Below are 25,559 nucleotides of genomic sequence, written 5' to 3' on the forward strand. Positions count from 1 at the left end.
TACTGCCACAATAGTTCCGACAGGAAAGCATATATTCTCGTTAGGAATAATCTCGTATGTTCTTAGTTTTTGTTGCATTTTTGGTCGAATACATCAAGGCTAAGAACACTATTATTACTTTTGACTGTCAAAGTTTGGTTACTAAACTAATGCCTTCGCAGGGACGATACTAACCCCCGTCTAAAGACGGGGGAATGCGTATCGTAATTCTTCAAACCTGTCAAGGATAGAGAACATTATCCCGGCAGAGTTTTCTACCATTTCCGGCCTGTTACGGATACCTGCTTCTCCCTGTACATACGGGCCTCCATCCTTCAGGTCAGCACCGCATTTTGTTATCAGATTTGATATACATTGTTCATCCACCTCAGGGTGGAACTGTACAGCAAGCACATTATCCCTGTAGACAAAACCCTGTTCCCTACAGGCTTCTGATGAGAAGAGCCTCCTTGCAACGGCCGGAAGGGTGTAAGTGTCGCCATGCCACTGGAAAACGGTAAAACTCCGGGGCAGGCACTTCTGAAAGGGCTCGTTCCCTGGAAGAGATGTCAGTTCTACATCGTGCCATCCTATCTCCCTGAAATTATTCCTGTGAACAGTCCCACCCAGAACATCAGAGATCATCTGGGCACCAAAACAGATACCAAGAACAGCTTTACCGGCCTCGATAACACTTTTGACAAAGTCTTTTTCCTTTTTAAGCCAGAGGTATTCACTTTCCTGATATACGCTCATAAGGCCACCCATAATGACCAGCAGGTCAAAAGAATCGATGTCCGGGAATTCTGCTTCTATTTACGGAAGACTCTTTGAAAGCACATGTCCCTTGCTTTGCACCCATCCAGGGATATTGCCCAGTGTCTCAAATTCAAGGTGCTGCAAACAGTGAATCCTCATGGCGGTTCCCATGCCATATCCTAAGGTATACAACAGATTAAATCTTTTTCGCGAGGCTATTGACAGAAATATTCGCCTTCGAATCCGAACTTTCTGTGAATCTCACACCCGGTACATAAACATCCTGCTTTTTGCTGCACGTTGGAACTCCTGCCTTTGGCACAGAACATGAATGTGCCATTTCCAGGATAGGAAGGGCACCGGGGACAATTACAGCCTTTTGAGTGGTGATAGGATGTGCATACACCAAAGTATTTTGCGCGAATTTCAGACATATGAGATCTCACTTCCAGATTGGCGTGCTGGCCTAAAACATTTACGCATGGACCATATCACTGGAAAGACGGCATATTCGGTCAGGCTACAAGCAGCCCTTTTTGCCAGTCATCGATTACCTTCCGGGCCACACGCATCTCATCTATCTCGCCCTTTTTCTTCAGGAAATTGCTCTTTTGACCTATGAGTTCGACAATTCCATAGGTGTCCTGTCCTTCGATAGTTATGTTATATAAGGATTCAAGGGCAGCTTTGTTTTCAGCGCATAGTATCTCGATCATCCTGAGGGCCACACCAAGGGTGTCCTTCAGGTGTGTTGCATCCTTTATCCCCAGAAGGCCCTGCATGCATTCATCATGTTCATCAAATGGTATCACTCCGGGGGTGTCAATGAATTTGATGTTTGAGCCTGCGTTCACAAGCTGGACTCCTTTTGTATAGCCGGATATGGACGATGTGCCGGCCCTGTGTCTCCCGGTCACACCGTTTATGACAGATGATTTGCCGACATTGGGGTAGCCAAGACAGCCTACCAGGATATCCCCGTCCTTGAGATTGTTTATTCCGGCAATCTCCATTATCTTATGCCTGAGGATAGTCGTGCCGGACCTGTCCTTGCCCGATACGAAGACTGTTGGCGCAATGGATGAAAGTGCGGATTTGGAATCGTCAAGACTTTTCTTTGAAACAAGGTCGCATTTGTTAAGGACTATTATGAAAGGCTTGCCCGTGCGGATTATATCGTTCTCCACATGACTGTTCCTTGTCTCCTGCGGAAAACGCGCATCCACTATCTCAAGAAGGATGTCTGCTTTCTTAATTACATCGTTTACGAGCATTTTGTAACTTGCCATGCTATTGCTACAGCATTTGAGGATATAGACATATTGTGCAAGCTGTCAGGACCAGGGATGCAAATATTTATTAGTCTCTCTTGCCAGTAATTAGTGGAGTTCTACACCATGATGACAATTTCTATTGACCCGGACACCTGCTCGAAATGTGGCACGTGCATCGAGATCTGCGCCCTTGGCCTGATAATGAAAGGTAAAGGCAATATGCCGTTCATGCCTGATGAGGTCGGAGCCTTCTGTACAAAATGCGGTAATTGCGAAGCCTTCTGCCCCGAAGGAGCAATCCTGCCTGAATATGATACCCGGTACCCGACACTTTCTGAAGAGGCGACGCAGGATATCACTGCCGGAAGCCTTGGACTGTACATGCGCCAGCGCAGGTCTGTACGTAACTACCAGGATAAGATAGTAGACAGGAAAACCATAGAGGACATAATTGATATCGTGCGCTATTCGCCTTCCGGGATGAACAACCAGCCGGTACACTGGCTCATTGTCCACGACCCGGCACAGGTACGTAAACTTGCGCACATTACCATTGACTGGATGCGCAGTATCATGGACAGCGGCATAGAGCACCCCCTGAAGCCAATCCTTCCATCACTCATTGCTGCATATGATAACGGAAAGGACCCCATCTGCCGTGGTGCCCCGCATGTTGCCATCGCATATGCGGCTGCTGCAAATCCCATGGCTTATACTGACAGCCTCATCGCCCTTTCATGGTTCGAGATTGCCGCTCCGGCATTCGGACTGGGTGCCTGCTGGGCGGGCTTCCTCAAGATAGCCGCATCCTACTGCCAAGAGCTGAAGGACGAGCTTGGCCTGCCGGAAGGACATGAAGTGCAGTATGCCATGATGTTCGGATATCCGAAGTACAAGGTATATGGCATCCCCGGACGCGAGCCCGCAAGGATCACCTGGAAATGAGAAGATGAGGGAAGTACCTTTCTATGAACTCCAGGTCCTCCGTGGTCATTAAGTGCCGGTCAAGGTGAATAGAAGCGGCACGTCCCCTCTTGATGACAGTGATGTTTCCTGAACCTGCGCCCGGGAGTCCTGCTTAGCCAGACGGACGTATCCTGAGAGAGCCGGGATATTGGCCAGGCCTCACTTTTCGAAGGCGATGCTTATGTTGCCTGCCTGTTTTACCAGGGACCGGGACATCATTCCGGATTCGATGTGGCATACGTGCAGGATGGCACACGGGACGATGCAGGTCACGTCACAGCCTGCCTCCTCCGCCATCCGGACCACGCAGTTGTCCCTGAACCCAAATATCTCCATAACAGGCACTTCCATGTGCTGCATCGACTGAATCTTGTCACATGGGCTTTCAATGGATATTTCGATCGTTTCGCCTTTGTTCTCTCCTTTGATCCTATGGGTCAGATTACATATATTCGAATTTACAGTGACTTCCGTTGTCATGTTCCCTCCTTTCCTGGAGATATCCATGCGAAGAATACCTAAAAGGACTCTCATTTACCCGCTTATATAGGTTGCGTTCCTCCAGATACTACTCCCCTGAGTGGATCTTCTTCAGCAGCCATGCCATATTGGAGGCCAGGTCCCTCATGGTCTGCATGCCCTCCGCATCATCGATGACATCCCCTGGATTGAGCCCCACGCCCAGGTTCCAGTAAGAAGAGCCCACGGTGAACATATTCGATATCCCGAAGAGATGGTTGATGGAATCATAAGCATGCACCGCCCCAGCCCTGCGCACAGCCACCACCGCTGCGCCCACTTTTCTGGCAAGGAAGCCCCCGTTCGCCATAGACACAAATCCCGTGCGGTCGATGAGCGCCTTCACCTCGGTTGACACATCAGCAAAATAAGTCGGCGACCCGATAACAATCCCGTCCGCCTCCCTCATCTTTGAGATGCACCCGTTGATCGGATCATCATCGAACACGCATTGCCCGTTCTTCATCTCAAAGCACTTCATACAGGCAGTGCATCCATGAACCTTCTGCCCGCCTATGTGTATGAGCTCAGTCTCCACGCCCTCGCCCTCAAGCCCCGAAAGAAGCTCTTTCAGGAGGGCGGCTGTGTTGCCCTCTTTCCGGGGGCTGCCGTTTATTGCGATTACTTTCATGATATTGGTCCTCTATATACTAATTACTAATTCCAAGTGCCTTATACTGTCCATGAATTTGAAAGTGCCTCAGCTTGTTTCAGTACTAACTCAATAGCATCCGGAGCCATGTCCGGAGGATATTTATACTTCTGCAATGTGAGGCGAACAAGAATGCGTAATTTAGCTCTAACACTATCACGAACCTGCCAGTCTACGGTTGTGGAGTTGCGTAGCTTTTCGGTTATTTCCCTTGCTATCTTTTTGAGAGTTTCATCACCCAACTCTCGTACAGCACTTTCGTTATTTGCCAGGGCATCATAAAAAGCGATCTCATCAGGGTTAAGGCCGAGATCTTTTTCGTGTTCCAGGTCTTTGCGATAATCCTTTGCCATCTGGATAAGTTCTTCGATGACCTGAGCGGTTTCAATAGCACGATTGTTGTATTTACGCAAAGTTTCCTGCAAACGGTCACTGTATTTCTTTTCCTGAACAACATTATTTGAAGATTTTGATCGGATCTGGTCTTTTAGTAGTTTCTCTAATAATTCAACTGCTAAGTTACGATATTCCATGTGCCGGACATCTTCCAGGAATTCGTCGGACAATAAACTGATATCTGGTTTTTCTAAACCGGCCAGTTCGAATATATCGACGACACCTTCAGCGATTATGGAATTATCAAGTATCTGTTTGAGGAGGGAATCCTTTTCTTCCTGCGTCCGTTTTTTATCAACAGATGTGAATTTACCAATAGCTGTTTTGATGGCTGAAAAAAATGCAATTTCGGTGTGTAACGGTTCAACTTCATCTAAAGTGCTGCATAAAGAGTATGCTTTGGTGATTGCAAGCACTGTGTCCATATAACGCTTTTTACCGTCATCAAGACCTAATATATGGTTGGCTGCAGGCACAAGTAGTTTGTAGGCCCGGGTTTCAAATCCGCTGTAATCGAAGCCATGGAAAAGACCACGTACGATATCCATTTTTTCCAGTAATATGGAGTAGGCTTCTTCGGCATTTTTTGTGGGTTCACCTCTGCCTTTGGCTTCGGTGTAGTTATTAAGTGCTTGCTTTAGCTCATTTGCAATTCCGATATAATCTACTACCAGCCCGCCGGGCTTGTTACCAAATACCCTGTTAACTCTTGCAGTGGCCTGTATCAGGTTGTGATCTCTCATGGGTTTGTCTATGTACATGGTATTGCAGCAGGGTACGTCAAACCCGGTGAGCCACATGTCACGCACTATGACCAATTTTAGAGGATCATCACTGTCTTTGAAACGGTTTTCGATATCCTTTTTGGTCTTCTTATTGTAGATGTGCGGCTGAAGTTCTTTTTTATCGGATGCTGAGCCGGTCATCACGATCTTTATTGTGCCTTTTTTCGGGTCAGGGTCATGCCATTGCGGGCGTAGTGCTATTATTTCATCATAAAGATCAACACATATCCTGCGACTCATGCCGACAATCATTGCTTTGCCTTCCAGAGACTCATTGCGCTTTTCAAAATGCCGGACAAGATCAATGGCTATCTGCTGAATACGTGGTTTTGATCCTACTAGTTTTTCCAGACGGCTCCAGTTGCTTTTTGTCTTTTCACGACTGGATATCTCTTCTTCGTCCTCGACTATCTCTTCGACCTTTGCAGATAGCTCTGCGATGATTTCATTATTTATGTCAAGCTTTGCCAGACGGGATTCGTAGTAAATGGGCACAGTTGCCCCATCATCTACCGCATCCTGTATGTCATAGATGGATATCTCTTTGCCAAATACGTCATAGGTGTCTTTGTCATCGGTTGATATGGGCGTGCCTGTAAATCCGATGAATGTGGCGTTTGGCAGAGCATCACGCAGATATCTGGAATATCCGAATACTGTTTTGCTGCCTATCACTTTGCCATTCTCATCTTTTATATCAACCAGGCGGGCTTTGCTTCCATACTGGCTGCGGTGGGCTTCATCCGAGATGACCACGATGTTGTGGCGGGAGTTCAGGACCGGATGTGTGGTTTCATTCCCGATCGGTGAGAATTTCTGTATAGTGGTAAAGATTATGCCCCCGGATTCTCTTTCAGAGAGCATGAGACGTAAGTCTTCCCGGCTTTGGGCTTGCACGGGTGCTTGTTTGAAGAGTTCCTGCAGATTGGAAAAGGTGTTGAAGAGTTGTCCATCAAGATCGGTGCGGTCTGTTACTACCAGTATGGTAGGATTGTTCATTTCCGGCTGCTGCAATAGTTTTCCGGCATAACAGCACATTAAGATGCTCTTGCCGGACCCCTGGGTATGCCAGATGACTCCGGCCTTTTTGTTGCCGGGCACTACTTCTCTGCCATAGCTTGCACGACTCTCATGACTTATGTGCTCATCCGGCATCTGTGAAGCTATCAGTGTAACCCTTACTGCTTCACGGACTGCATGGAACTGGTGGTACCCGGCTATTTTTTTGATTAAGCTTGCGCCATCGTGCTCAAAGAGTATGAAATATCGAAGATAATCAAGCAGCAATTCCCGGTCAAAGAATCCCCGCACAACTGTCTCCAGCTGCCATTCCAGTAACGGTTTATCATCTTCATCTTTGATAGTACGCCACGGTCCGAATCTTTCCTTGTTGGCTGTCAGTGACCCGATGCGTGCATTGAACCCGTCACTTATTATGAGTGCTTCATTGAACACAAACAGGTCACTTATCTCGTCCTTGTAGGTCTGCAACTGGTCGTATGCATCCCAGATATCTACGTTCTCATCACCCGGAGTCTTAAGCTCCAGTATAGCAACAGGCAACCCATTGATAAAACAAACAATATCCGGCCTTCTGGGCTGTTTCATCCCCTGGATCGTAAACTGATTGACCACCAGGAACCGATTATTCTCCAGTCTCTCAAAATCGATCAAAAATGCCCTGTCATGAACGATCTTATCATCTTTACGATACTCAACCGGCACCCCTTCCAGCAAGAACCGATGGAATACCCGGTTATTGATCGTCAGGTCCAGCCCCTCTGGTTTTAAAACACTTGCTAAAGCCTGCTCAACAGCACTCTCCGGTAATCCCCCGTTGATACGCACCAGTGCTTCGCGCAAATACCTCTTTAACACAACCTCATGGTAATCACCACGCTCAGGACGATAAGAATCACAAGCAATATCAGGACCATGAATTACATCCCAGTCCTTCTCCCTGAACCAGTCAAGACATAGCTGTTCCAGTTGATCTTCGTTCATCATGAGCATCCCTTTGTCAGTTGTAAGTGTTTACTCCCAGCACTTATTTAATCTTTTTTAAATTGAAATGATGAATTACACTCAAGTTTCGCTAAGTTCAATTCCCTCAACTGACAATTCACCGGACAGAAGTTTCGGGAGGAGGGTGTCACGAAGGTTGGAGAGTTGAATATTCTCCTCATCTTTCAAATACCGTTCTTGCATAAAAGGTGCGAGAATTGATTTAGAAAATGTATGAATTAGTGCATTATCTTTTGGTCCGAAAAATTCAACTTTAGATATAATATTAAAGGTTATTTGTGGAAAAGTGCCTGATCGAGATTCGGCCATCATTTGTAAAAAATCAATAGTATTCTGCTGTGTAAGAATAAAATAAAGGAATTTAGAATCAATATCGGCAATTGGCCTTAATACCATTAATTTTGTAGATACAACATGTTCTTTTCCATCAAAAAAAACATAAGCAAATCTTTTGTTTTCAGGACGAATTTCACTATATAATATATCATCTTTTTGAATTGATTTTTTAGCTTGCCCGGGAAGTGTTTCAACGATTGAGTAATTGGAATGTAAAACTTTTCCATTTTGAATATCACCAGTATTGAGAAAAATCACTTCGGATACAGTTTTTAATGGATAAGTTTTCGAAATAGTATTTAAGTAATCACCAATTTTCTTCACTTCCCACCCCTCCGGCACTTCCCCCAACTCCGCTTCCCACATAGCCGCCGGGAATAACTCAGCAATGCCTTCAAGCTGTACATAATCATCCGGCTGTTCAGCCTGCATCTTATCCAGCTCATCATCGGATTTGCCGGAAATGGTACGCATGGCGGCTCGGTTTACGCTTTCGGGATTTTCGTCTGCTTCAATGGCTGCTATTTTAGCTTTGACTGGGTCGAAATCCACGAACCAGCTTTTGAATATGGCTTGTGCCATGGATTCCAGGGTTTGGTTGATCTGGGTGTTGAGGGTGATTTTGTCGTCTAGCAAAGCCAATTTGTCTGCGATAGATTTTTGGATATCTAAGCTTGGCTTAGGTACTTCTAATTGCTCAATCATACTTTTTGTTAAAGCATTTCTAGTTGCACCAGAACTAGCAATTATTAATAATAAATTTTGCATTTTTGATGATGCTAAAAAATACCTCACAAAACGAGCATCTAACTCAATTGGATTAACTCTAATTAGAGCTACATGTTGATTAACTCTTGAAGGTAAGTATTCATCTTTTACTAAACAAACACGAGCAACTGAATCACCTGTGATATTTAGCAGTATATCGTTTTTTTCAACAATAACATTTTTTAAATTGTCTGCTGCTTCCTTATCTATATAAACAAGGCCGTCTGGTCTAAATCCTTCATTATACACGTTTTGACTTCTGATAAGGCAAATTTCACCTTCACTGTGATATACACTGTTTCCACCTTTAGGTGTGGCACCACTCCCTATTTTAAGGCAATAATTCTTGAGTTTAATTACTGGCCAATCGTTATTCATTAATTAATTCCACCAAAAATTGCCTGTACTGGTGTTTGGGTTTTGTCAAAAACTGTGCGTTCATTATCGACAGAACATCCAGTGTTTTTTCGTTCAAATCATCAGCAATCATCAACTGCACCCATTTTTGTGATTACATTTTTTTTGGATATGTAATGGCTGTTTCTTTTGTTCCAATTATTAAAAACGACGTAAGGTTCCGACTCTAATTTGCTCCACTCAATTGTGTAGCTATCTTTTAATGTATGTTTTTTAATATTCAAGAATAAAGGATTGTATTCGACAAACAGATCGAGATTCATTTCTAATTTTCCTTTAGGTCGAATCAAAGTTGTGTTATCATCAAGATTAACTGTTTCAAACTGATCTGGAAACTTATCTCTGACTATTTTAGTGTAAAGTGAAAATTGTGCCATTTCCGATGGATTTAAATAATCTAATTCTTCTGTTTTTTCAGCAGATTTTGCAGGGTCATCTTTTAAACTTATTCTGTAAGTTAATTTTAGTTTCTTTGCTTCATTCTTTGAAACATTAGTTATACGTATATATTGATGCTCAAAATTGTAGGCAGAGGTTGATTCAAGCACATCAGATAATTCAATTTCATTTTTGAGATTTGAAACAATATGCGTGGACAAAATAGGTTTTTTAGCCTCTCGAAATTGGCAAATCAAGATGGATATGAATATTACATTTACAATAATTAACACGATATTGAGCATATTTCCAATGGCATCGAAAAACTGCATATTTGGTCTCCTGATACTCTACATGTAACTTTCATTATGCACACAGGGTAATTGTCCAACAAGCCGTTGGACAATTCTGGCGCAAGCTGTGCCAGAACTAGACTTATACCTCATCTACCAACTACTTCCCATGAACCTGCTTTTGTCGAACCGATCCTTTTCAATAAACCTTCATCCTTTAGTTTTTTGATGTGCCATTCAACGCCTTTGGCCGTTATACCTGTCAATTCAGCCAATTCATCAGTTGTTATCTGTGGAGTCTGAGATATAATCTCAATTATTTTCTCCTTGGTTTTTTTCCTAGTTTCTTCCCTAGTTTCTTCCCTAGTTTTCTCCGACGCTTTTTCGGAGATGATATCTCTTGTCAGTGGGAAAGTGATCTTGTAGAAATCCACATCGTTTGAAACCAGAGGTTCGGTATTATAATAGGACTTCCAGCCGGTGAACATTTTATCAAAGCCGGAACCTGCGTTTTCGGAGAGTTTGATGACCCTGAAAATTTTCGTAATAATGGGATTTCTTGGCATCGTGAAATCTTCTTTCATGATGGACTCGATATCTTTTGGGAGGCTGCCGGGGTTTAAGAACTCTATCCTGTCAAGGAAAACTCTTATCCTTGGCTTCATAGGGCTGAAATAATCAGAATGCATCAGAAGATTCACAAGAGCCTCACGAATAGCAACAAGCTGGGGCTGGCTGTCAGTGGCAAAGCCATCTGCTCTTAATGTGAACGGAAGGTCGATTTTTTTCATAAGGCGTTCAAAAATGCTGAAATAGAACCGGAACAGATTCTCTTCCTCATAAAGCCTGTAATTATACCGTGTAGGAGCATCAGAATAGGACGTACCCATGATCTCAAGATAATCTATCCGAAAATCAGTAAGCATACGGTTAAGGTTATCCTCATTTCCAAAGACCAGCAAACCACCGATAGTGACCCTGCCATCGACTACAACCTGTAGCTTCTCCAGCAATTGTTCTGTTGACAATTTATTATATCTGTGCTCAGGGTTCACATTCTCAAGATAAGTCCTGTAATCAGAAATCGTCCTCTCATCCAGATCATCAATAGTAAACCCGGTAAGTTCCTTATCCTTTAGACCGAACGAAGAATCCCTGTACATCGCATCGATCTCAACATCCGTCGCACGTTGATCTCCACTGCCGGTTCGTATAAACGTATTTTTTCTTGAATTGAAATAGACGGGCTTCTGCTCAGATGCAGGAATATAAAAAGCAAGCACAACTTTCCCATCAAAATCATACTTCACACTTCTGACCCTGATCTTCTGGTTGAACTTGTCCCCCCGAAGAGCCGTGGTAAAATCCTGCTCTATTCGTTCAGCATCTTCAACACCACTGATCTCAAAACCGCTATTTTGATGCCTAACTCCAAAAACAAGCCAGCCACCATTTGTATTCGAAAACGCACTGACTGTTTCAAAACTGCTTTTTGGAATAGAAAATTTTGCCTCCTTCACCTCAAAATCTTCCCACTCAAGCTCTTCCAGCCGGTTGAACAGTTCCGTTTTATCCATATTCAGCATTCCCTTTTAATGATCCGGCTTCGTTCATGTATCATATCTCAAAACCCAGACCTGCCAGATTCTTTCTGATCTCAGCTTCCAGTTTGTCGCTCTCTTCAAACTGACCCTTCAACTTGCTCGTAAGTGATCCCATCTTCTCGGCAAAAGGAATACCATCATCCTCTTCTTCCTCTGCACCAACGTATCGACCGGGAGTAAGGACAAAATCGTGCTTTTTGATAGTCTCATGGTTTGCTGAGAAACAGAAGCCTGGCTCGTTGTCCTCCTCGGTCCATTCTTTTTTCCACTTGTGGAAGGTATCGGCTATCTTTTGTATATCCTCATTCTTAAAATCACGCAGCACACGGTCTTTCATATAACCAAGGTTGCGGGCATCAATGAACAGGACCTCACCATACCTGTCCCTTTTACCATCCTTTGCTGACTTGTCCTTTGTTAAGAACCATATACAGGCAGGGATCTGAGTGTTAGTGAACAACTGACCGGGCAGTGCAACCATGCAATCCACGATATCATTCTCCACAAGAGCTTTGCGTATCACGCCTTCATTGTTAGTATTACTGCTCATGGAACCGTTAGCAAGAAGCAGTGCCATACTGCCTGTTGGTGCCAGATGGTATAGCATGTGCTGCATCCACGCAAAGTTAGCATTGTTCTGGGGCGGTGTACCATACTCCCAGCGCGGATCCCCTAACAGTTTCTCATGCCACCACTCTTTCATATTAAAAGGAGGGTTCGCCATTACAAAATCAGCACGCAGGTCAGGATGTTGGTCATCAAGGAAGGAATCGGCGTTCTTCTTACCGAAATTAAAATCAATGCCTCGAATAGCCATATTCATAGCAGCCAGTTTCCATGTGGTCGGATTTGACTCCTGACCGTAAACCGATATCTGCTTTTTCTGCTCAGCGGCCTTATAGTGCATCACATTAGCATGCTCTTCAATGAACTTATCACTGGAAACAAAGAACCCGCCGCTTCCCATAGCAGGGTCATAGACACGTCCCTTATAAGGCTCCAGCATCTCAACTATCAGGGTAACAATGGATTTAGGTGTGTAGTACTGGCCACCCTGCTTCCCTTCGGCAAGTGCGAACTGGCCTAAAAAGTACTCGTAAACATGACCAAGAATATCTTTTGATTTCAGGTTAAGCTTTTTGCCCTTATATTCAGGATCATGGAACCGAGTAGTGCTGAATTCATTGATCAGGCCTATGAGTTTGTCAGAATCCAGCTGATACTGGCTGATCCTGTTGAGAATGCCTTTAAGCTTCAGGTTTGCCTTTTCGATCTCGTCGAAGGCATTATCGATCAACCATGACACTGAACGCAGTTTAACGTCTTCACCCTGTTCGTTTTGCCATATCACACTGCCTGTGGGAAGGGTGACAGTTTCCTGAAGAGTGTTCCAGCGGGCGGTCCTGGGTACCCAGAAAACATTCTTCTCTATGTAATAGTCCCCGATCTCCAGCTCCCTTGCTATGGCCTCCTGGTAGTCTTCGTCGCTATCGTAATCTTCACGAGGCAAATAATAGATGTTGTCCTCATCGTCATTTTTAAACAGCTCAACCAGTTCTTGCTGACGCTCTTCAAAGGCATCTGATACATATTTAAGGAAAATAAGTCCTAATACCACGTGTTTATAGTTGGCAGCATCCAGGTTAGAGCGTAGTCTGTCAGCAGCCTTCCAGAGCTTGGTGTCAAGATCACTTAAAAATTGCTGTTCATTGTCAGTCATTATTCAGGCCTTCATAATTCAAATTGTTAAATTATTATGATGAAACTTACAAACAGTCACATTATTAATGCAGAATCTATTCGGTTTTAATTATAAGACCTATTCAGGAGCTAAAATTTTGTGTTCCCATGACTTTAAATTTACTGAGCAATGCTCCTGAGATTCTATTTTGATTGTATTATGAACTTATTTGAAGATACATACAAACATAATAAACTATCTTCTAAGTTAGAATATAGTTGTTAATATAAATCATTTACTAAAAATCTTTAAGTCTATTTAATAATTACAGTTTAAATGGCTCTGTAGGAAACCTATTGAAATCATAATCTATAGACAAAATTCTGCAAAAATACAAAGCATAGCACTAAAGAGAAGAGATCTAAATGTCTTATGAGAAATAGTTCCTGGTGCGGGAGATGCGATTCGAACGCACGAACTCCTACGAGACTAGACTCTGAATCTAGCGCCTTTGACCTGGCTGGGCGACTCCCGCATTGTGAATGATGCTTAGTAGCGCTTTTTCTAGTTAAACTTTGTGTTTGGGTGAGAATGTTGGGGATGGCCTTCAGGCCATCATTCTCAGCAGGAGGGCTTTCTGTGAGTGCAGACGATTCTCGGCCTGGTCGAAGACTACGGAGTGAGGGCCGTCCATGACCTCAGCGGAGATTTCCTCGCCGCGGTGTGCGGGGAGGCAGTGCATCACGATGGCATCTTGTTTTGCAAGGTTGACAAGCTGCATATTTATCTGGTAGGGGGCGAGGTCCCTGAGGCGCTTTTCGCGCTCGTCCTCATCTCCCATGGACACCCATACGTCGGTATAGAGGACATCGGCATCCTTTGCAGCCTCTGCCGGGTCGTTGGTGACCGTCACTTTGCCGCCAAGCCGCCTGGCCTGTTTCACTATCTCCGGGTCGGGTTCATATCCTGGCGGGCAGGCAACCGCGATTTCTATTCCCGCCAGCGTACAGCCAAGGATGGCGGAATTGCACACATTGTTACCGTCGCCGACCCAGGCATATTTCAGGCCCTTGAGCCGGTTCTTGTATTCGCGGATGGTCATCAGGTCTGCGATTATCTGGCAGGGATGCTCCCTGTCCGAGAGTGCGTTGATGACAGGCACATCAGAGTGTGCCGCAAGCTCACTAACAGTATCGTGGCTGTACACCCTTGCAACAATACAGTAGAGGTAGCGCGAGAGCACTTTGGCGGTATCGCCCACTGTCTCTCCGCGGCCAAGCTGCATATCCCTCGGGTTCAGGTAGAGCGCATGGCCCCCGAGGTCGTTCATGGCAACCTCGAAAGACACCCTGGTGCGTGTGGATGACTTCTCGAAGATCATCCCGATGCTCTTGTTCTTCAGAAGGTCAGTGACCTTGCCCTTCACACGCTTTTCCTTCAGGTCTGTTGCCACATCAAGGATTTCGATGATCTCTTCCTGCGAGAGGTCAGCCATTGAGATAAGATGTTTCATGCTATCATTCCCTTGGTCAGTTACTGCATATTGCGTATCGTCCTCATGTGATCGATACGCCTCTGTATGAGCCCTGCAGTGCCGATATCCCGCCTGGAATGCAGGTCCCCTTTAAGATTGTCCAGCGCATGCTGTGCGATCTTCTCAGCCTCAGCAATAGTATCCGCGACGCCCACCACTGCCACAGCCCTTGATCCGGTCGTATAGACCTTGCCATCACTCTCATAGACGCTTGAATAGAAGAGCAGGGCGTCACCAATATCCCCCACTGTGACTTCCCTGTCACTCGTCGGAGCGTCAGGATAGCCTGCAGGAACAGCGTATTTGCACACAGTAGCCTTCCTGCTGAACTTCACATCAAGCTTGTCAAGTGTGCCCGTAACAATAGCTGACAGCACATCAGTATAGTCGGTCTCCAGAAGGGACAGCACATTCATAGCCTCAGGGTCTCCAAAGCGCGCATTGAATTCTATCACTTTGGGTCCGGCCCTGGTTATCATGAACTGGCCGTACAGGGCTCCCCTGTAACCGACGCCTGTGACCCTGCGCAGGGCCCTGATGGTATCCAGCATTATCTGCTTTGCCTGGCTTACGTCTTCCTCCACAAGGAATGGCAGGATCTCTCCCGCATCATTGTAAGAGCCCATACCTCCGGTGTTAGGCCCAAGGTCGCCCTCAAAGGCACGCTTGTGATCCTGCACCGTCGGCATGAAAGCCAGGTGCTCGCCATCCACGAAAGCCTGCAGGGTGAATTCCTCGCCCTTAAGGTTCTCCTCCACGACCACGCTGCCGGTTGCAAGCAGGCTTGCTGCATACTCCTTAGCAGCATCCAGGTCAGGCAACTGATCGCCCATTACCTTTACGCCTTTGCCACCTGTAAGGCCGGCAGGCTTGACAGCAACATCGCCAAGCTCGTCAATGAAAGAGTCCATAGGCCCTCTCTCCGTGAACACTTCAAATCTCGGGCAGCCTGCTATTCCGTTATCCTTCATGAAATTGCGAGCCCAGCCCTTATTGAACTCTATTTGTGCCACTGCTTTTTTAGGGGCGGCAACACTGATACCGGCATCCTCCAGGGCATCGGCAAGGCCCACGGAAAGCGGGGCCTCGGGCCCTATAACTGCTATTTCGATATTCTTTCTGACTGCGAACCCGACTACCTTCTCAACATCTGTTTCCTTGGCAAGAAGGAAATCCTCACATAGTTCTGCGATTCCCGGATTCTTCTTTGACATTACTGCAAATAGAGAAGGGTCTTTCCTGCTCCTCGCCAGTGCTGCCGTGATAGCGTGCTCCCTTCCGCCACCACCTACTACTAGAATGTTCATGACTTAAAACCTCGTTATTGAAACAATTATGACTACGACATGTTGCTAGATAGGGATTTGTTTGTTAGGACATGGTTTAGGTCTGCAATCGGACCCCTGATTCATTAGAAATTGGAATAGCATAAAGTGCTAGTTATTGTAATAAATAATTTACTATTTCATTTTCCCGTAAAAACTCCGCAAGGATCATACCAGATCACTCGCCCTCACAAGCGGTATAAGCTTGACACCGATGGAAGCGAGATTCTCCGTAGCTCCCGATTCACGGTCCACGACAGTAACAACATGCTGAACTTCACCACTTTGCGCGCGTATCGCCTCAATGGCATCCTTCACAGAACCACCGCTTGTGGTCACATCTTCCAGAAGCAGCACTTTTGAGCCTGCTCTGAGTTCACCCACAAAACGCCCGCCTGTGCCATAGCTTTTATCATCTTTGCGTATAAGCAAGAGAGGCAGTCCGGATTCCAGGGACACGGCAGTAGCCAGGGGGACGCTGCCAAGCACCACGCCGCCAACCGCATCTACCTGCATGCCCGTTATAATCTTTGTAGCTTCCTGCGCAATGATCCTGAGGGTCGCAGGGTCAGTGCTTGCTTTTTTGATGTCGATATAGTAAGTGCTCTTCTTTCCGGAGGCAAGTGTGAAATCCCCGAACCTGACAGCACCGCAGGCTTTCAGCGCATCGGTAAGTAACTGTTTGCTTTTCTCTGATCCTGGCATAATGATCACCTGATTGGAAATGTAAATATATCCCCATCTGCTGTAAAATCATAAATAAAAGTATATAATGCCCGGGCTTTACCAAGGCTCTTTCTTTACCCCTATAAAGTATCCGACAATGTTTGTAGAAACATGCAGCAGAGGAGTGACAAGAATTACTGCAAGTGCTACGTAGAATGTAAAATTGGCTGTGAACCACGAAGGTGCGACGATATACGTCAGTACCCATGCCCCAAGTACAAAATCAAGCTGGTCAACACCCGGAAGTGGAGCACCCCTTTTAAGACCCAGCCTGCGTTTAAAGAAACTCATGGAAAGATCACCAAGCAGTGCCCCGAAAGCCAGCGCAAATATTACCAAAAGGGCGCCCGGCATCGCGCCAAAGGATGGAAGTTCTATTCCAAAGATAGTGGTCTGCCGTGACATATAATACATCTGCAGCAGGCCAAGCAGCATTCCGCACACGGTGCCTGCAATAAGTCCACGGAATGTCTTGCCGTCACCCAGTATGCGGCGCCCATCCTTAAGCGTCTTTCCACCATCCAGGGGCCTGCCACCACCAAATACGGCAGCTGTTGAATTTGGGATATATGCAGGAAGCATCAGCCAGAGAGCAGTAAGCAGTATCTCTATCATTATGTCCATCCGTTTTATCACATTTATATGCACATGATTGCACGGCATCTATTTAAATTATGATGCATGCAAGAGAAAACTCTATATTACATACCTATTGTAAGATTAAGGCTGACAACAGATGAAAAATACAAGGCCCCTTCTGACACCTAAAAATACAATGCTTGCTGCTGTTGTTGTCTTTTTGCTCCTGGCAACAATAATATTGATGGGTATGCTTACGCCGCTTATTGCAAAGCTGACCACAGGAGCGGAGATACGTCTTGAACCCAGTTATTTCAACTACCGGACAGCTTTGCCCACAGCCGGGCTTGTAATACTGCTGAGCGTGTGCATGCTCGCAGGCTATCTGGGGCAAAAGAACACTGCCTTGATAGTAGCAGGCTATACGGCACTTGCAGCTTTCTTTGCATTTATATCGCCTTTTGGGAACCTGGCCATAGATGTTTCCATTCCCATAATTGCGCTTGCCGTGTTTGCAACCATATACAAGATCGGAAAAACATTCACAAGGAGTTCCTTCGTCGCAACAGCCAGGGGTGCAAGCGCACACATCATCCACCTGGGAATACTTTTCATCCTGCTCGGAATAGTGCTTAGTGCCAATATGAAAGTGGAAGGGTCAAATTTGATCAGTTCTGGTAATATGGGGCAGTTCCCCGGGCAGGACTATGCAATAAAGGTCAGCAATATGAGTTCATACTACTCAGGCGACCCATACCAGACATATCCCGGATCCGCGTATACAACTGAAGTGGATTTTGACATATACAGGAATGGAGCTTACTTCCGGGAAGGTCAGGTAAAGTACATTACTGATTTCAAGTGGGGCCAGAGTTATACGACTACCTATATACACCGCGGGCTCACTGAAGAGCTCTTCATCGCTCCCAGGGCCATCAGCCTGCAGAAAGGAGAGATAGACCTGTACATGAGAACCGTACCCTACATAAACTTCCTCTGGGGCGGTTTCTATCTGATGGTCATAGGTATCACTGCACTCATCGCAATAGATTACGGAAGCGATAGAAGATCCCGGGTTCAGAAACAGGATAAGAACATAAGAGGCAAAGTATGAATTTTGGGATGATCCTTATCTGGGTAGCCTTCCTCACAGGACTGGGAGCCACAGTATTTTCACTTGCCTATCACCTGAAAGGACGGCACACCCACAGCAACCGCTCCAAAAAAATGGAGATGGCATGTGCGGTATCGGCCACACTATCCATAGTGCTGCTCGTTGCACACCTTTTGAGAGTCAATGCATCCTACTATTATGTTTACAGCCACTCCAGCATGGACCTTGCATGGTATTACAGGATCTCGGCTCTCTGGGCAGGCCAGGAGGGCTCACTACTGCTCTGGGCATGGGCAATACTTGCAATACTACTGCTTGTGCAGTACACCGGACAGAGTAAAGAACTCGCAGATACGAAACTGATGAACATCACCAGAATGGTGTCTCTGGCCATCGCATCGGTCTTCCTGCTGATACTGGTCATCAAGAACCCCTTTGCCACCTACACCATTGCAGGCACAGGTATCGGGATCAATTACTGGGACCCTTTTGCAACTCTTGTAGAAGTACCCTACGGGCAGGGCATGAACCCTCTGCTGCGCAACCCCTGGATGGCTATACACCCGCCGGTGCTGTTCCTGGGATATGCGGCTTTCACGATACCCTTTGCAGCAGCCGTTGCTAACCTCCTTATAAAAGATGGCAGATGGACGAACATCGCAAGGGACTGGATGCGTATAGCATGGCTCTTCCTTACCCTTGGCATCGGACTCGGAGGCTTCTGGGCGTACGAAGTGCTTGGATGGGGAGCATGGTACTGGTCATGGGACCCGGTGGAAACATCATCACTCATCCCATGGATAACAGCCACTGCGTTCCTGCATGCCAGGACACGCACATCCCACGGAGAATATGGGTTCCTTGCGCCCCTGCTTGCGATGGCATCATTCATACTTGTGATATTCGCCACCTTTGTGACCCGCAGCGGCATGTGGGCCTCGGTCCATTCATGGCAGGATTTCAATACAGAAGGAATGGTAATAGCAATATTCCTCTTGATCCTGCTGGGAAGCAGCACGTTATTACTGGCAAGGCGTTACTTTGAGGATGAGAATAAGGCTTAAGCCCACTATTTTTCAATCCCGGGAAACGCCTGTTATTCTTCCATGAAGGTCACGGTCTTCAGGCTGCCGTTCTCTTCAATGAGCAACTCTATCTTCCTTTCTGCTTTTGATAACTTCCTGTTGCATATACGGGCAAGTTTCATGCCTCTTTCAAACAGTTCCAGGCTTTCGTCCAGAAGCAGCTGGCCTCTTTCGAGCCTGTCCACCAGGGCTTCAAGCTCATCCAGGGATTCCTCGAAGCTTGTTTCATCTTCGCAGGCTTCATTATCCATATTAGCAGCTTGATTTCTCTTATCAGCATTAATCACGTCCTGATTCCCCGCAACTTTCTTCTTCCCGGCACTCTCGCCAATACCTTTACTCATGATTATTTCCCTCCGTCCTATGTTCCCCTTATTCCGGTATTACGCTTTTTGACACATCTTTCACACTACACATGATAGTACCATCCTTTACCTTAAGACTGAGATCGTCTCCCGTATTGACATCGTACACGCCACGAACGGGCCTGCTCCCGTCAGCCATCATCGCAATGCAGTACCCACGTTCCAGAGTGCTCAGGGGACTTACCGCATTCAACCGGCCTGCCAGACCACTCAAGGAAGTGCGCTTGGATTCCATTACCCTTCCCGCATGGCGCTCCAGCCTGATGTTCAGCTCATCCACCCTCTGATAGTTCTGGCGCAGGAATTCATTGAGCTTTTCAGGACCAATCCTGCCGGAGAGGTGATCAAGCCTGTCAGAAAGTTCAGACATGTAATGTATTGCAGCCTTCCCCATACGTACCGACAGGGAGAGTATATGCCTTTTCAGGTCTAAACTGTCCGGAACTGCCAGCTCAGCCGCGGCTGATGGCGTGGGAGCCCGCATATCTGCCGTAAAATCAGCTATTGTATAATCGGTCTCATGCCCCACGGCCGATATCACAGGAACCCTTGATTCGAATATTGCCCTTGCAACAATTTCTTCATTGAATGACCAGAGGTCCTCCAGCGAGCCTCCTCCCCTGCCTACGATGATGACATCGACATCCGCCCTGTTGAGGTGCTCAAGGGCTTTTACAATGCTTGGCGCAGACATCTCCCCCTGCACGACAGCAGGGGCCAGCAGCACATCCACAGGATACCTGCGTCCAAGCACATGCAGGATATCATGGATCGCTGCACCTGTGGGAGAAGTGGCAACACCTATCCTTTGCGGGAATCTCGGAACTGGCCTCTTGCGTGACCTGTCGAACAGCCCTTCAGCCTCCAGCTTTGCCCGCAGTTGCTCGTAGGCCTTGTACAGTTCGCCTATACCGTCCGGCCTCATATCAAGTATATGGAGCTGATACTGTCCGCGAACCGTATAAACGTCCAGCGAGCCAAATATGAGGACTTTCATGGAGGATTCCGGTTCGAACTTGAGCGACCTGTTGGTCGACCTGAAGCTGACACAGCTTATCTGGCTGCCTTTGTCCTTCAGGGTGAAATAGTAATGGCCGGAACTATGTTTTGTGAGGTTTGATATCTCCCCGCGCACCCAGACCTGGTTGAGCAGGGGATCCTGGCACAGTAACTGTTTGATATGGTCGTTCAGTTGTGAAACAGTATAGATTCCCATAGTTATCTCCCGGCCTTTATGAGAACGCTTTGCTGGTATTATATCATAAAGGAAGTCGTGTGAAAGTATTATGCCAACTTTTATATTACTATTCCCGACACGATTACTTTTAAAATATTAGTACACTAAGAAAATTTATCTGCAGATTTATTTCGAAATGTTTTAATAGTTAGTCAAATTCCTTTCTAAAATATCCAAAGAGGAGAGACGATTTGACCAAAACGAAAGCAAGACCGGATATTTACCTTGGGGAAGAGCAAGGACTGCATGATATCAGGGCAATCAATGCAGAAGAGTTACACAAAGAGGAAAATATAGAAAACAGCACCCTTGTGGAAATACACACATATGCACCCAAAAGCGGGTTCATCCGCAAGGTAAGGGCTACAAGTACATGGTGTTCTCTCTTGATAGACAATATCATATCAGGGATATCCCTCCTGAATAAGAGCAGTGAGAACGAAGAGACGCTCTGTCCCTACAAAATGAGGTCCTCAAAAAAACACGGGATAATAACTGTGAACTGCAAAGAGTGCTCCCATGGGTCCACATTCCAGAGCCCGGTCTGCAGAAAGAATGTCTTCAACATACTCCTCAGAGAACCCGTAATTGACAGGCTTGTTCTCTCAAACCTATATGAGAGGGACTATGAAGGAAAAACTCTTGCAATTATCTACATGATGGCACATCTCCACGACCGCCTGAGCTCTTATTCCACTGCAAGGTTAACACATGAGGATTGCACCTACAGGGAATGCAGGAAATGTGCATCCATCCGTCAGCAATTGATAGAGGATATCATTATAAAATCCGGGCAGGACCCTTTGAAGGCCTGTTCTATGATCAACCGGTACTGCGATCCGTACAGTCTTGGAGATATGAGAGCAGGAGAATACGAGGAATGTGAAAAATGTCTTCAGGATTTCATGAGCATCCTTCAGGAGATGTCAACTTACTCTCTCGACATAAAAAGATCCTTGCACACTAAAGTTACAGGGCCTTCCGATGGTGTTGAAGATGCAGATTACGAAGTATACCTGAGATCGTATGTCAGACCGCCCTTTTCCACTTCACGCATATACATCGAGCCTCCGGACAATACGGTCTTCCTTGAGTGCTACGACATTGATCACATGAACGAAAGGTCACTTCCCGTATCTATCTACCAGCTGACCGACCGGCCGGAGAAGATGTATGTCATAAACCCTGCGGAGTATTGCCTTGAAGCAGATGAGCTGGAGATCATTGAAACCGTGAGAAAGAAGATGATCAGGCATCGTCCCAAAGACCTGCAGTTCGCAAACCCCTCCAGCTCAAGGAACTATTTCAAGCTCCTGGGAAAACGCCTGTTACTGGAAGAGGCTGAACTTCGGAGAATGGCACTGGAACCTTCGAAAGTTAAACTTTACACAGACATCCTCGCCAAGTACACAACCGGCCTTGGCATACTTGAGGACCTGCTCTCTGATGAAAGGATCACGGACGTGTATGTCAATGCACCGGCTGACAGGAACCCTGTGCATGTTGTGCTGGACGGGGAAGAGTGCGTCACCAATATTTTCCTGTCCCAGGATGACATGGACTCGATGGTATCCAGGCTCCGGTCGATAAGCGGTCGCCCCTTTGGGGAAGCCACCCCTGTGCTTGAGATGTTCCTGAAGGAATATAAAGTGCGTGTGTCGGTCATCGGGGATCCCCTCAGTGCAAAAGGAATAGCCTATGCTTTCCGGAAGCACGCAAAGGACCCATGGACGCTTCCAAAACTCATCAACACCGGTTCCATATCCCCGCTGGCTGCGGGGCTGCTGAGCTTTATCATGGATGGACAGGCCTCTGTACTTGTTGCTGGTGGTGTGGGAGCCGGCAAGACATCCCTGCTGAGCGCCATGCTGCTGGAGATACCCCAGAAGTACAGAATACTCACCATAGAGGATACACCGGAAATACCAATCGAACAGCTTCAGGAGATGGGGTGGAAGGTGCAGGGACTTAACTCACAATCGGCCATCATAAAATATGGCATCGAAATAGAGCCTTCAATGGCACTGAGGGCTTCCCTGAGGCTTGGGAGCTCATCCCTTGTAATGGGAGAGGTCAGGGGTCCCGAGGTTTCGGTCCTTTACGAAGCCATGCAGGTTGGAGCCGCCGGTAATTCGGTCATAGGCACTATCCACGGCTCATCAACGCGTTCGGTCTACGAGCGCATAGTGCATACACTTGGCGTCCCGCCTGCATCTTTCAAGTCAACGGATGCAGTTATAGTTTGTAGCAATACCAGAATCGAGGGAAGCATGGTTTCAAAGCGCAGGGTTATCCAGATAGCCGAGGTCAACGAGAATTGGGACCCCCGGGACACCGACACAGTGTTCTCTGATGTACTGAAATATAACGCATCCATTGATACTCTGGTACCGGCTGATATAATGGACAGGGGACAGTCGGTGCTCATCAGCAAGATAGCAGGCAAATGGGGCATGAGCATCGACCAGGCCTCCCAGAATATACGCCTGAGAGCAAAGATCAAGGAGAAAATGGCGGATTACGGCAAGAAGGATGCATTCTTTGTGGAATCAGTCACTGTAGGCACAGCAAACAATATGTTCTGGCTGCTAACAGAAGAAGAGAAAAGCTCTCAGGGAGGATCTGATCCGGAGAGGATCTACAGGAGATGGTCGGAGTGGTTTGAGGATTTCGCATCAAAGCACTCACCCCAATTTGCGCAGCATACGCATGAATTTCCTGTCACGGACGAAAACGCCCTGATAACAGCAGGTGGTTTCTCTGAGCAATGAAGAGAACTGGTATTACCACGGCTGCAAGTTCACATTCAGGAACTTTAGCTGGCTCCTGTGGAACCCTGCTTCCTTTAGAAAGAAAGCAGATAAGGCTGTAAGCGAAGAATACAGGGATTCGCTTGTATATACGGGACTTGATCTGGAACCTTATGAAACTGCATTCTTCGCGTATACAGTATCAGGTTTTATGTTCCTTTGCTTCCTCATTGCTGATTTTATCATATTCAGGCTTACCAGCTTTGAGGCTGCCACGCTCAAGATAACCGTGGCCATAAGCCTTATTCTCCCCCTTCTTACGCTGATATACCTCAGCGAGTACCTCAAAATATACTCCAGGTGGATGAAGGTCCGCTCCCTTGGAGATATGCCCGAGATCCTGAGCTATATAGTCATGTCAATGAAGCTTGTCCCTAACATGGAAGTAGCTATCCGGTTTGCTGGCGAGAGCTCGGACAGGCCTCTGGCAAAGGATCTGAGAAAGATGCTATGGAACCTTCATGTTAGGGAATACAGGGGAATGGATGATGCCACACTGGAATTTGCTAACATATGGGGCAAGAACAGTGAGTATTTCAAACGGGCCCTGCACCTTATCAAGAGCTCGACCAGTGAACCGGACGAAGCCCAGAGGGTGATCACCCTGAACAGGGCCCTTGACATAGTGCTGGAGAACACAAAGAGACTGATGGAGAACTTTGCATCAAAGCTGAAAAGCCCTACATACATCCTGTACTCCATATTCATCCTTATCCCTCTTGCACTGGTCGCCCTCATGCCTGCGATAACCGTGGTAGGCATCCGCTTTGGCATAGGCACTCTTGTTGCATTGTATAACATAATCCTGCCGCTGGCGACATTTGCCTACGCGGAATATATCCTCATGCAGAGGCCTGCCACGTTTGTTCCACAGAATATCCCCGACAGTCACCCGCAACTGACGGGCATAAAGAAGAAAAAGGCGACTGCTGCGATGATATCTACGGTTCTGGGCATTGGAATAATCTTCCTTGGCTATGTATGGATGGTCCTGGGAAATCCCGGCAACATCATATCAACCGCAACGCTTGAGGGCGTCCTGCCTCCGGGACTGCTTATCCTGTGGGGGCTGGTCTTTGCAATTGCATTCTACCTGAACATGAGTTATACACCCTACAAGAAGATACGTGACGAGATTAAGAGGATGGAAATAGAATTCTCAGATGCCCTTTTTGTACTGGGCAGAAGAATATCTGAGGGCAGGGCCACCGAGGAGGCATTTATGCATGCGGCATCGACCATGCAGGGATCACAGATAGCCGGAGCATTTGAAAGGATATCCCTGAACCTGCTGAGCATCAGGGCGGATATCATGACAGCCATCTTTGACGATGAGTTTGGAGCATTCAAGGATATTTACTCTGACAGGATACGGACCACCATGAAGCTCTTTGTAGAGAGCGCACACAAAAGCCATGAGGCGGCAGGCGTGGCCATTGTCAAGCTTGCAGACCACCTCAAGGAACTGCAGGATGTCGAGCAGAACATTAAGAGGTCGCTATATGACATGACATCCACAATGCGCTCAACAGCAGCCATCTTCGCACCCCTGATAGCAGGAGTCACCATGGCCCTGTCTGAGGTCATTGCAAAGATACTTCAGAACATATCCCACAGCATGGCGAACCTTCCGGCAAATATGATACCTGGACCAGGACAGATATCCCCGGCAGACCTTGAGCAGTCCATCCCGTCTGACCTGTTCATGCTCTCCATAGGCGTATACCTTATCATGATAACGGTAATACTCACCCGTTTCTCAGGCACCATCGAATACGGAGGCGACAGGGCTCAGCTGATGTACGACCTGGGACAGGTGCTTCCATTATCCATAATCATATTCACTCTTTCAACAGTGGTGTCAAGGGTCATCTTCAGGGGGCTTGTGTAATATGGCAGAAAGTTCCGTAAAGTTCAATATCCATCGTTCAAATATAGCTCAGGGAGTTGAT

21 protein-coding genes and 1 tRNA gene are annotated in these 25,559 nt (G+C 46.6%); 5 read left to right on the forward strand and 17 right to left on the reverse strand.

Annotated features, from left to right (window positions below):
- Nucleotides 1-180: 180 nt before the first annotated feature.
- The 3 genes from Q8J68_RS06400 to Q8J68_RS06410 form a co-directional block, all read right to left on the reverse strand.
- Nucleotides 181-735: a type 1 glutamine amidotransferase gene (locus Q8J68_RS06400; protein ID WP_370867610.1), complete on the reverse strand. Its 555-nt coding sequence runs from the start codon at nucleotides 733-735 to the stop codon at nucleotides 181-183.
- A gap of 218 nt (nucleotides 736-953) precedes the next feature.
- A complete protein-coding gene (locus tag Q8J68_RS06405) occupies nucleotides 954-1,172 on the reverse strand; it encodes a DUF2769 domain-containing protein (RefSeq protein WP_305310696.1) in 219 nt (72 codons plus the stop codon).
- A gap of 81 nt (nucleotides 1,173-1,253) precedes the next feature.
- Nucleotides 1,254-2,027 (reverse strand): GTPase, encoded by a 774-nt coding sequence (locus Q8J68_RS06410; protein ID WP_015052996.1) that lies wholly within the window; start codon nucleotides 2,025-2,027, stop codon nucleotides 1,254-1,256.
- A gap of 108 nt (nucleotides 2,028-2,135) precedes the next feature.
- Between Q8J68_RS06410 and Q8J68_RS06415 the strand changes: the two genes are divergently transcribed.
- A complete protein-coding gene (locus Q8J68_RS06415; RefSeq protein WP_305310697.1) occupies nucleotides 2,136-2,957 on the forward strand; it encodes a nitroreductase family protein in 822 nt (273 codons plus the stop codon).
- 180 nt (nucleotides 2,958-3,137) lie between these two features.
- Here Q8J68_RS06415 and Q8J68_RS06420 read toward each other — a convergent pair whose 3' ends face one another.
- The 12 genes from Q8J68_RS06420 to Q8J68_RS06475 form a co-directional block, all read right to left on the reverse strand.
- Nucleotides 3,138-3,512 carry a hypothetical protein gene (locus tag Q8J68_RS06420; protein ID WP_305310698.1) on the reverse strand — a complete coding sequence of 125 codons (375 nt, stop codon included), beginning with the start codon at nucleotides 3,510-3,512 and terminating at the stop codon, nucleotides 3,138-3,140.
- Between the two features lie 34 nt (nucleotides 3,513-3,546).
- Nucleotides 3,547-4,128 carry a flavodoxin family protein gene (locus Q8J68_RS06425; RefSeq protein ID WP_305310699.1) on the reverse strand — a complete coding sequence of 194 codons (582 nt, stop codon included), beginning with the start codon at nucleotides 4,126-4,128 and terminating at the stop codon, nucleotides 3,547-3,549.
- A 41-nt stretch (nucleotides 4,129-4,169) separates the two neighbouring features.
- The gene (locus Q8J68_RS06430; protein ID WP_305310700.1) at nucleotides 4,170-7,334 is read right to left on the reverse strand and encodes a type I restriction endonuclease subunit R; all 3,165 of its coding nucleotides are present in this window, start codon (nucleotides 7,332-7,334) and stop codon (nucleotides 4,170-4,172) included.
- 81 nt (nucleotides 7,335-7,415) lie between these two features.
- Nucleotides 7,416-8,837, reverse strand: a complete 1,422-nt coding sequence (locus Q8J68_RS06435) for a restriction endonuclease subunit S (RefSeq protein ID WP_305310701.1) — start codon at nucleotides 8,835-8,837, stop codon at nucleotides 7,416-7,418.
- Nucleotides 8,838-8,938: 101 nt separating this feature from the next.
- The gene (locus Q8J68_RS06440) at nucleotides 8,939-9,586 is read right to left on the reverse strand and encodes a hypothetical protein (protein WP_305310702.1); all 648 of its coding nucleotides are present in this window, start codon (nucleotides 9,584-9,586) and stop codon (nucleotides 8,939-8,941) included.
- A 110-nt stretch (nucleotides 9,587-9,696) separates the two neighbouring features.
- Nucleotides 9,697-11,124, reverse strand: coding sequence for an RNA-binding domain-containing protein (locus Q8J68_RS06445; RefSeq protein ID WP_305310703.1), 1,428 nt, complete (start codon nucleotides 11,122-11,124; stop codon nucleotides 9,697-9,699).
- Nucleotides 11,125-11,164: 40 nt separating this feature from the next.
- Nucleotides 11,165-12,871, reverse strand: a complete 1,707-nt coding sequence (locus Q8J68_RS06450) for a class I SAM-dependent DNA methyltransferase (protein ID WP_305310704.1) — start codon at nucleotides 12,869-12,871, stop codon at nucleotides 11,165-11,167.
- A gap of 408 nt (nucleotides 12,872-13,279) precedes the next feature.
- Nucleotides 13,280-13,367, reverse strand: a tRNA-Leu gene (locus tag Q8J68_RS06455).
- Nucleotides 13,368-13,439: 72 nt separating this feature from the next.
- Nucleotides 13,440-14,345, reverse strand: coding sequence for an ornithine carbamoyltransferase (argF, locus tag Q8J68_RS06460; protein WP_305310705.1), 906 nt, complete (start codon nucleotides 14,343-14,345; stop codon nucleotides 13,440-13,442).
- 20 nt (nucleotides 14,346-14,365) lie between these two features.
- Nucleotides 14,366-15,673 carry a phosphoribosylamine--glycine ligase gene (purD, locus tag Q8J68_RS06465; protein ID WP_305310706.1) on the reverse strand — a complete coding sequence of 436 codons (1,308 nt, stop codon included), beginning with the start codon at nucleotides 15,671-15,673 and terminating at the stop codon, nucleotides 14,366-14,368.
- Between the two features lie 186 nt (nucleotides 15,674-15,859).
- On the reverse strand, nucleotides 15,860-16,396 hold the full coding sequence (gene pyrE / locus Q8J68_RS06470) for an orotate phosphoribosyltransferase (RefSeq protein WP_305310707.1): 537 nt from the start codon (nucleotides 16,394-16,396) through the stop codon (nucleotides 15,860-15,862).
- A gap of 78 nt (nucleotides 16,397-16,474) precedes the next feature.
- Nucleotides 16,475-17,032, reverse strand: coding sequence for a CDP-2,3-bis-(O-geranylgeranyl)-sn-glycerol synthase (locus Q8J68_RS06475; RefSeq protein ID WP_305310731.1), 558 nt, complete (start codon nucleotides 17,030-17,032; stop codon nucleotides 16,475-16,477).
- A gap of 121 nt (nucleotides 17,033-17,153) precedes the next feature.
- Between Q8J68_RS06475 and Q8J68_RS06480 the strand changes: the two genes are divergently transcribed.
- Nucleotides 17,154-18,110 carry a cytochrome c-type biogenesis CcmF C-terminal domain-containing protein gene (locus Q8J68_RS06480; RefSeq protein ID WP_305310708.1) on the forward strand — a complete coding sequence of 319 codons (957 nt, stop codon included), beginning with the start codon at nucleotides 17,154-17,156 and terminating at the stop codon, nucleotides 18,108-18,110.
- A complete protein-coding gene (gene ccsA / locus Q8J68_RS06485; protein ID WP_305310709.1) occupies nucleotides 18,107-19,174 on the forward strand; it encodes a cytochrome c biogenesis protein CcsA in 1,068 nt (355 codons plus the stop codon). The genes Q8J68_RS06480 and ccsA overlap by 4 nt, the downstream gene beginning before the upstream one ends.
- A 32-nt stretch (nucleotides 19,175-19,206) precedes the next feature.
- Here the strand turns inward: ccsA and Q8J68_RS06490 are convergent, their stop codons facing one another.
- Together Q8J68_RS06490 and xseA are read right to left on the reverse strand one after the other, a co-directional pair.
- Nucleotides 19,207-19,539, reverse strand: coding sequence for an exodeoxyribonuclease VII small subunit (locus tag Q8J68_RS06490; protein ID WP_305310710.1), 333 nt, complete (start codon nucleotides 19,537-19,539; stop codon nucleotides 19,207-19,209).
- A gap of 28 nt (nucleotides 19,540-19,567) precedes the next feature.
- Nucleotides 19,568-20,776, reverse strand: coding sequence for an exodeoxyribonuclease VII large subunit (xseA, locus tag Q8J68_RS06495; protein WP_305310711.1), 1,209 nt, complete (start codon nucleotides 20,774-20,776; stop codon nucleotides 19,568-19,570).
- A 212-nt stretch (nucleotides 20,777-20,988) separates the two neighbouring features.
- Here xseA and Q8J68_RS06500 point away from each other — a divergent pair, with 212 nt between their 5' ends.
- Both Q8J68_RS06500 and Q8J68_RS06505 read left to right on the forward strand, forming a co-directional pair.
- The gene (locus Q8J68_RS06500) at nucleotides 20,989-23,568 is read left to right on the forward strand and encodes a type II/IV secretion system ATPase subunit (RefSeq protein WP_305310712.1); all 2,580 of its coding nucleotides are present in this window, start codon (nucleotides 20,989-20,991) and stop codon (nucleotides 23,566-23,568) included.
- Entirely contained in the window at nucleotides 23,549-25,498 is a 1,950-nt protein-coding gene (locus Q8J68_RS06505) for a hypothetical protein (RefSeq protein WP_305310713.1), read from the forward strand. The genes Q8J68_RS06500 and Q8J68_RS06505 overlap by 20 nt, the downstream gene beginning before the upstream one ends.
- The last annotated feature ends 61 nt before the right edge of the window (nucleotides 25,499-25,559 follow it).

Source organism: Methanolobus sp., from assembly GCF_030682845.1.
In the GTDB taxonomy this organism is placed as follows: domain Archaea; phylum Halobacteriota; class Methanosarcinia; order Methanosarcinales; family Methanosarcinaceae; genus Methanolobus.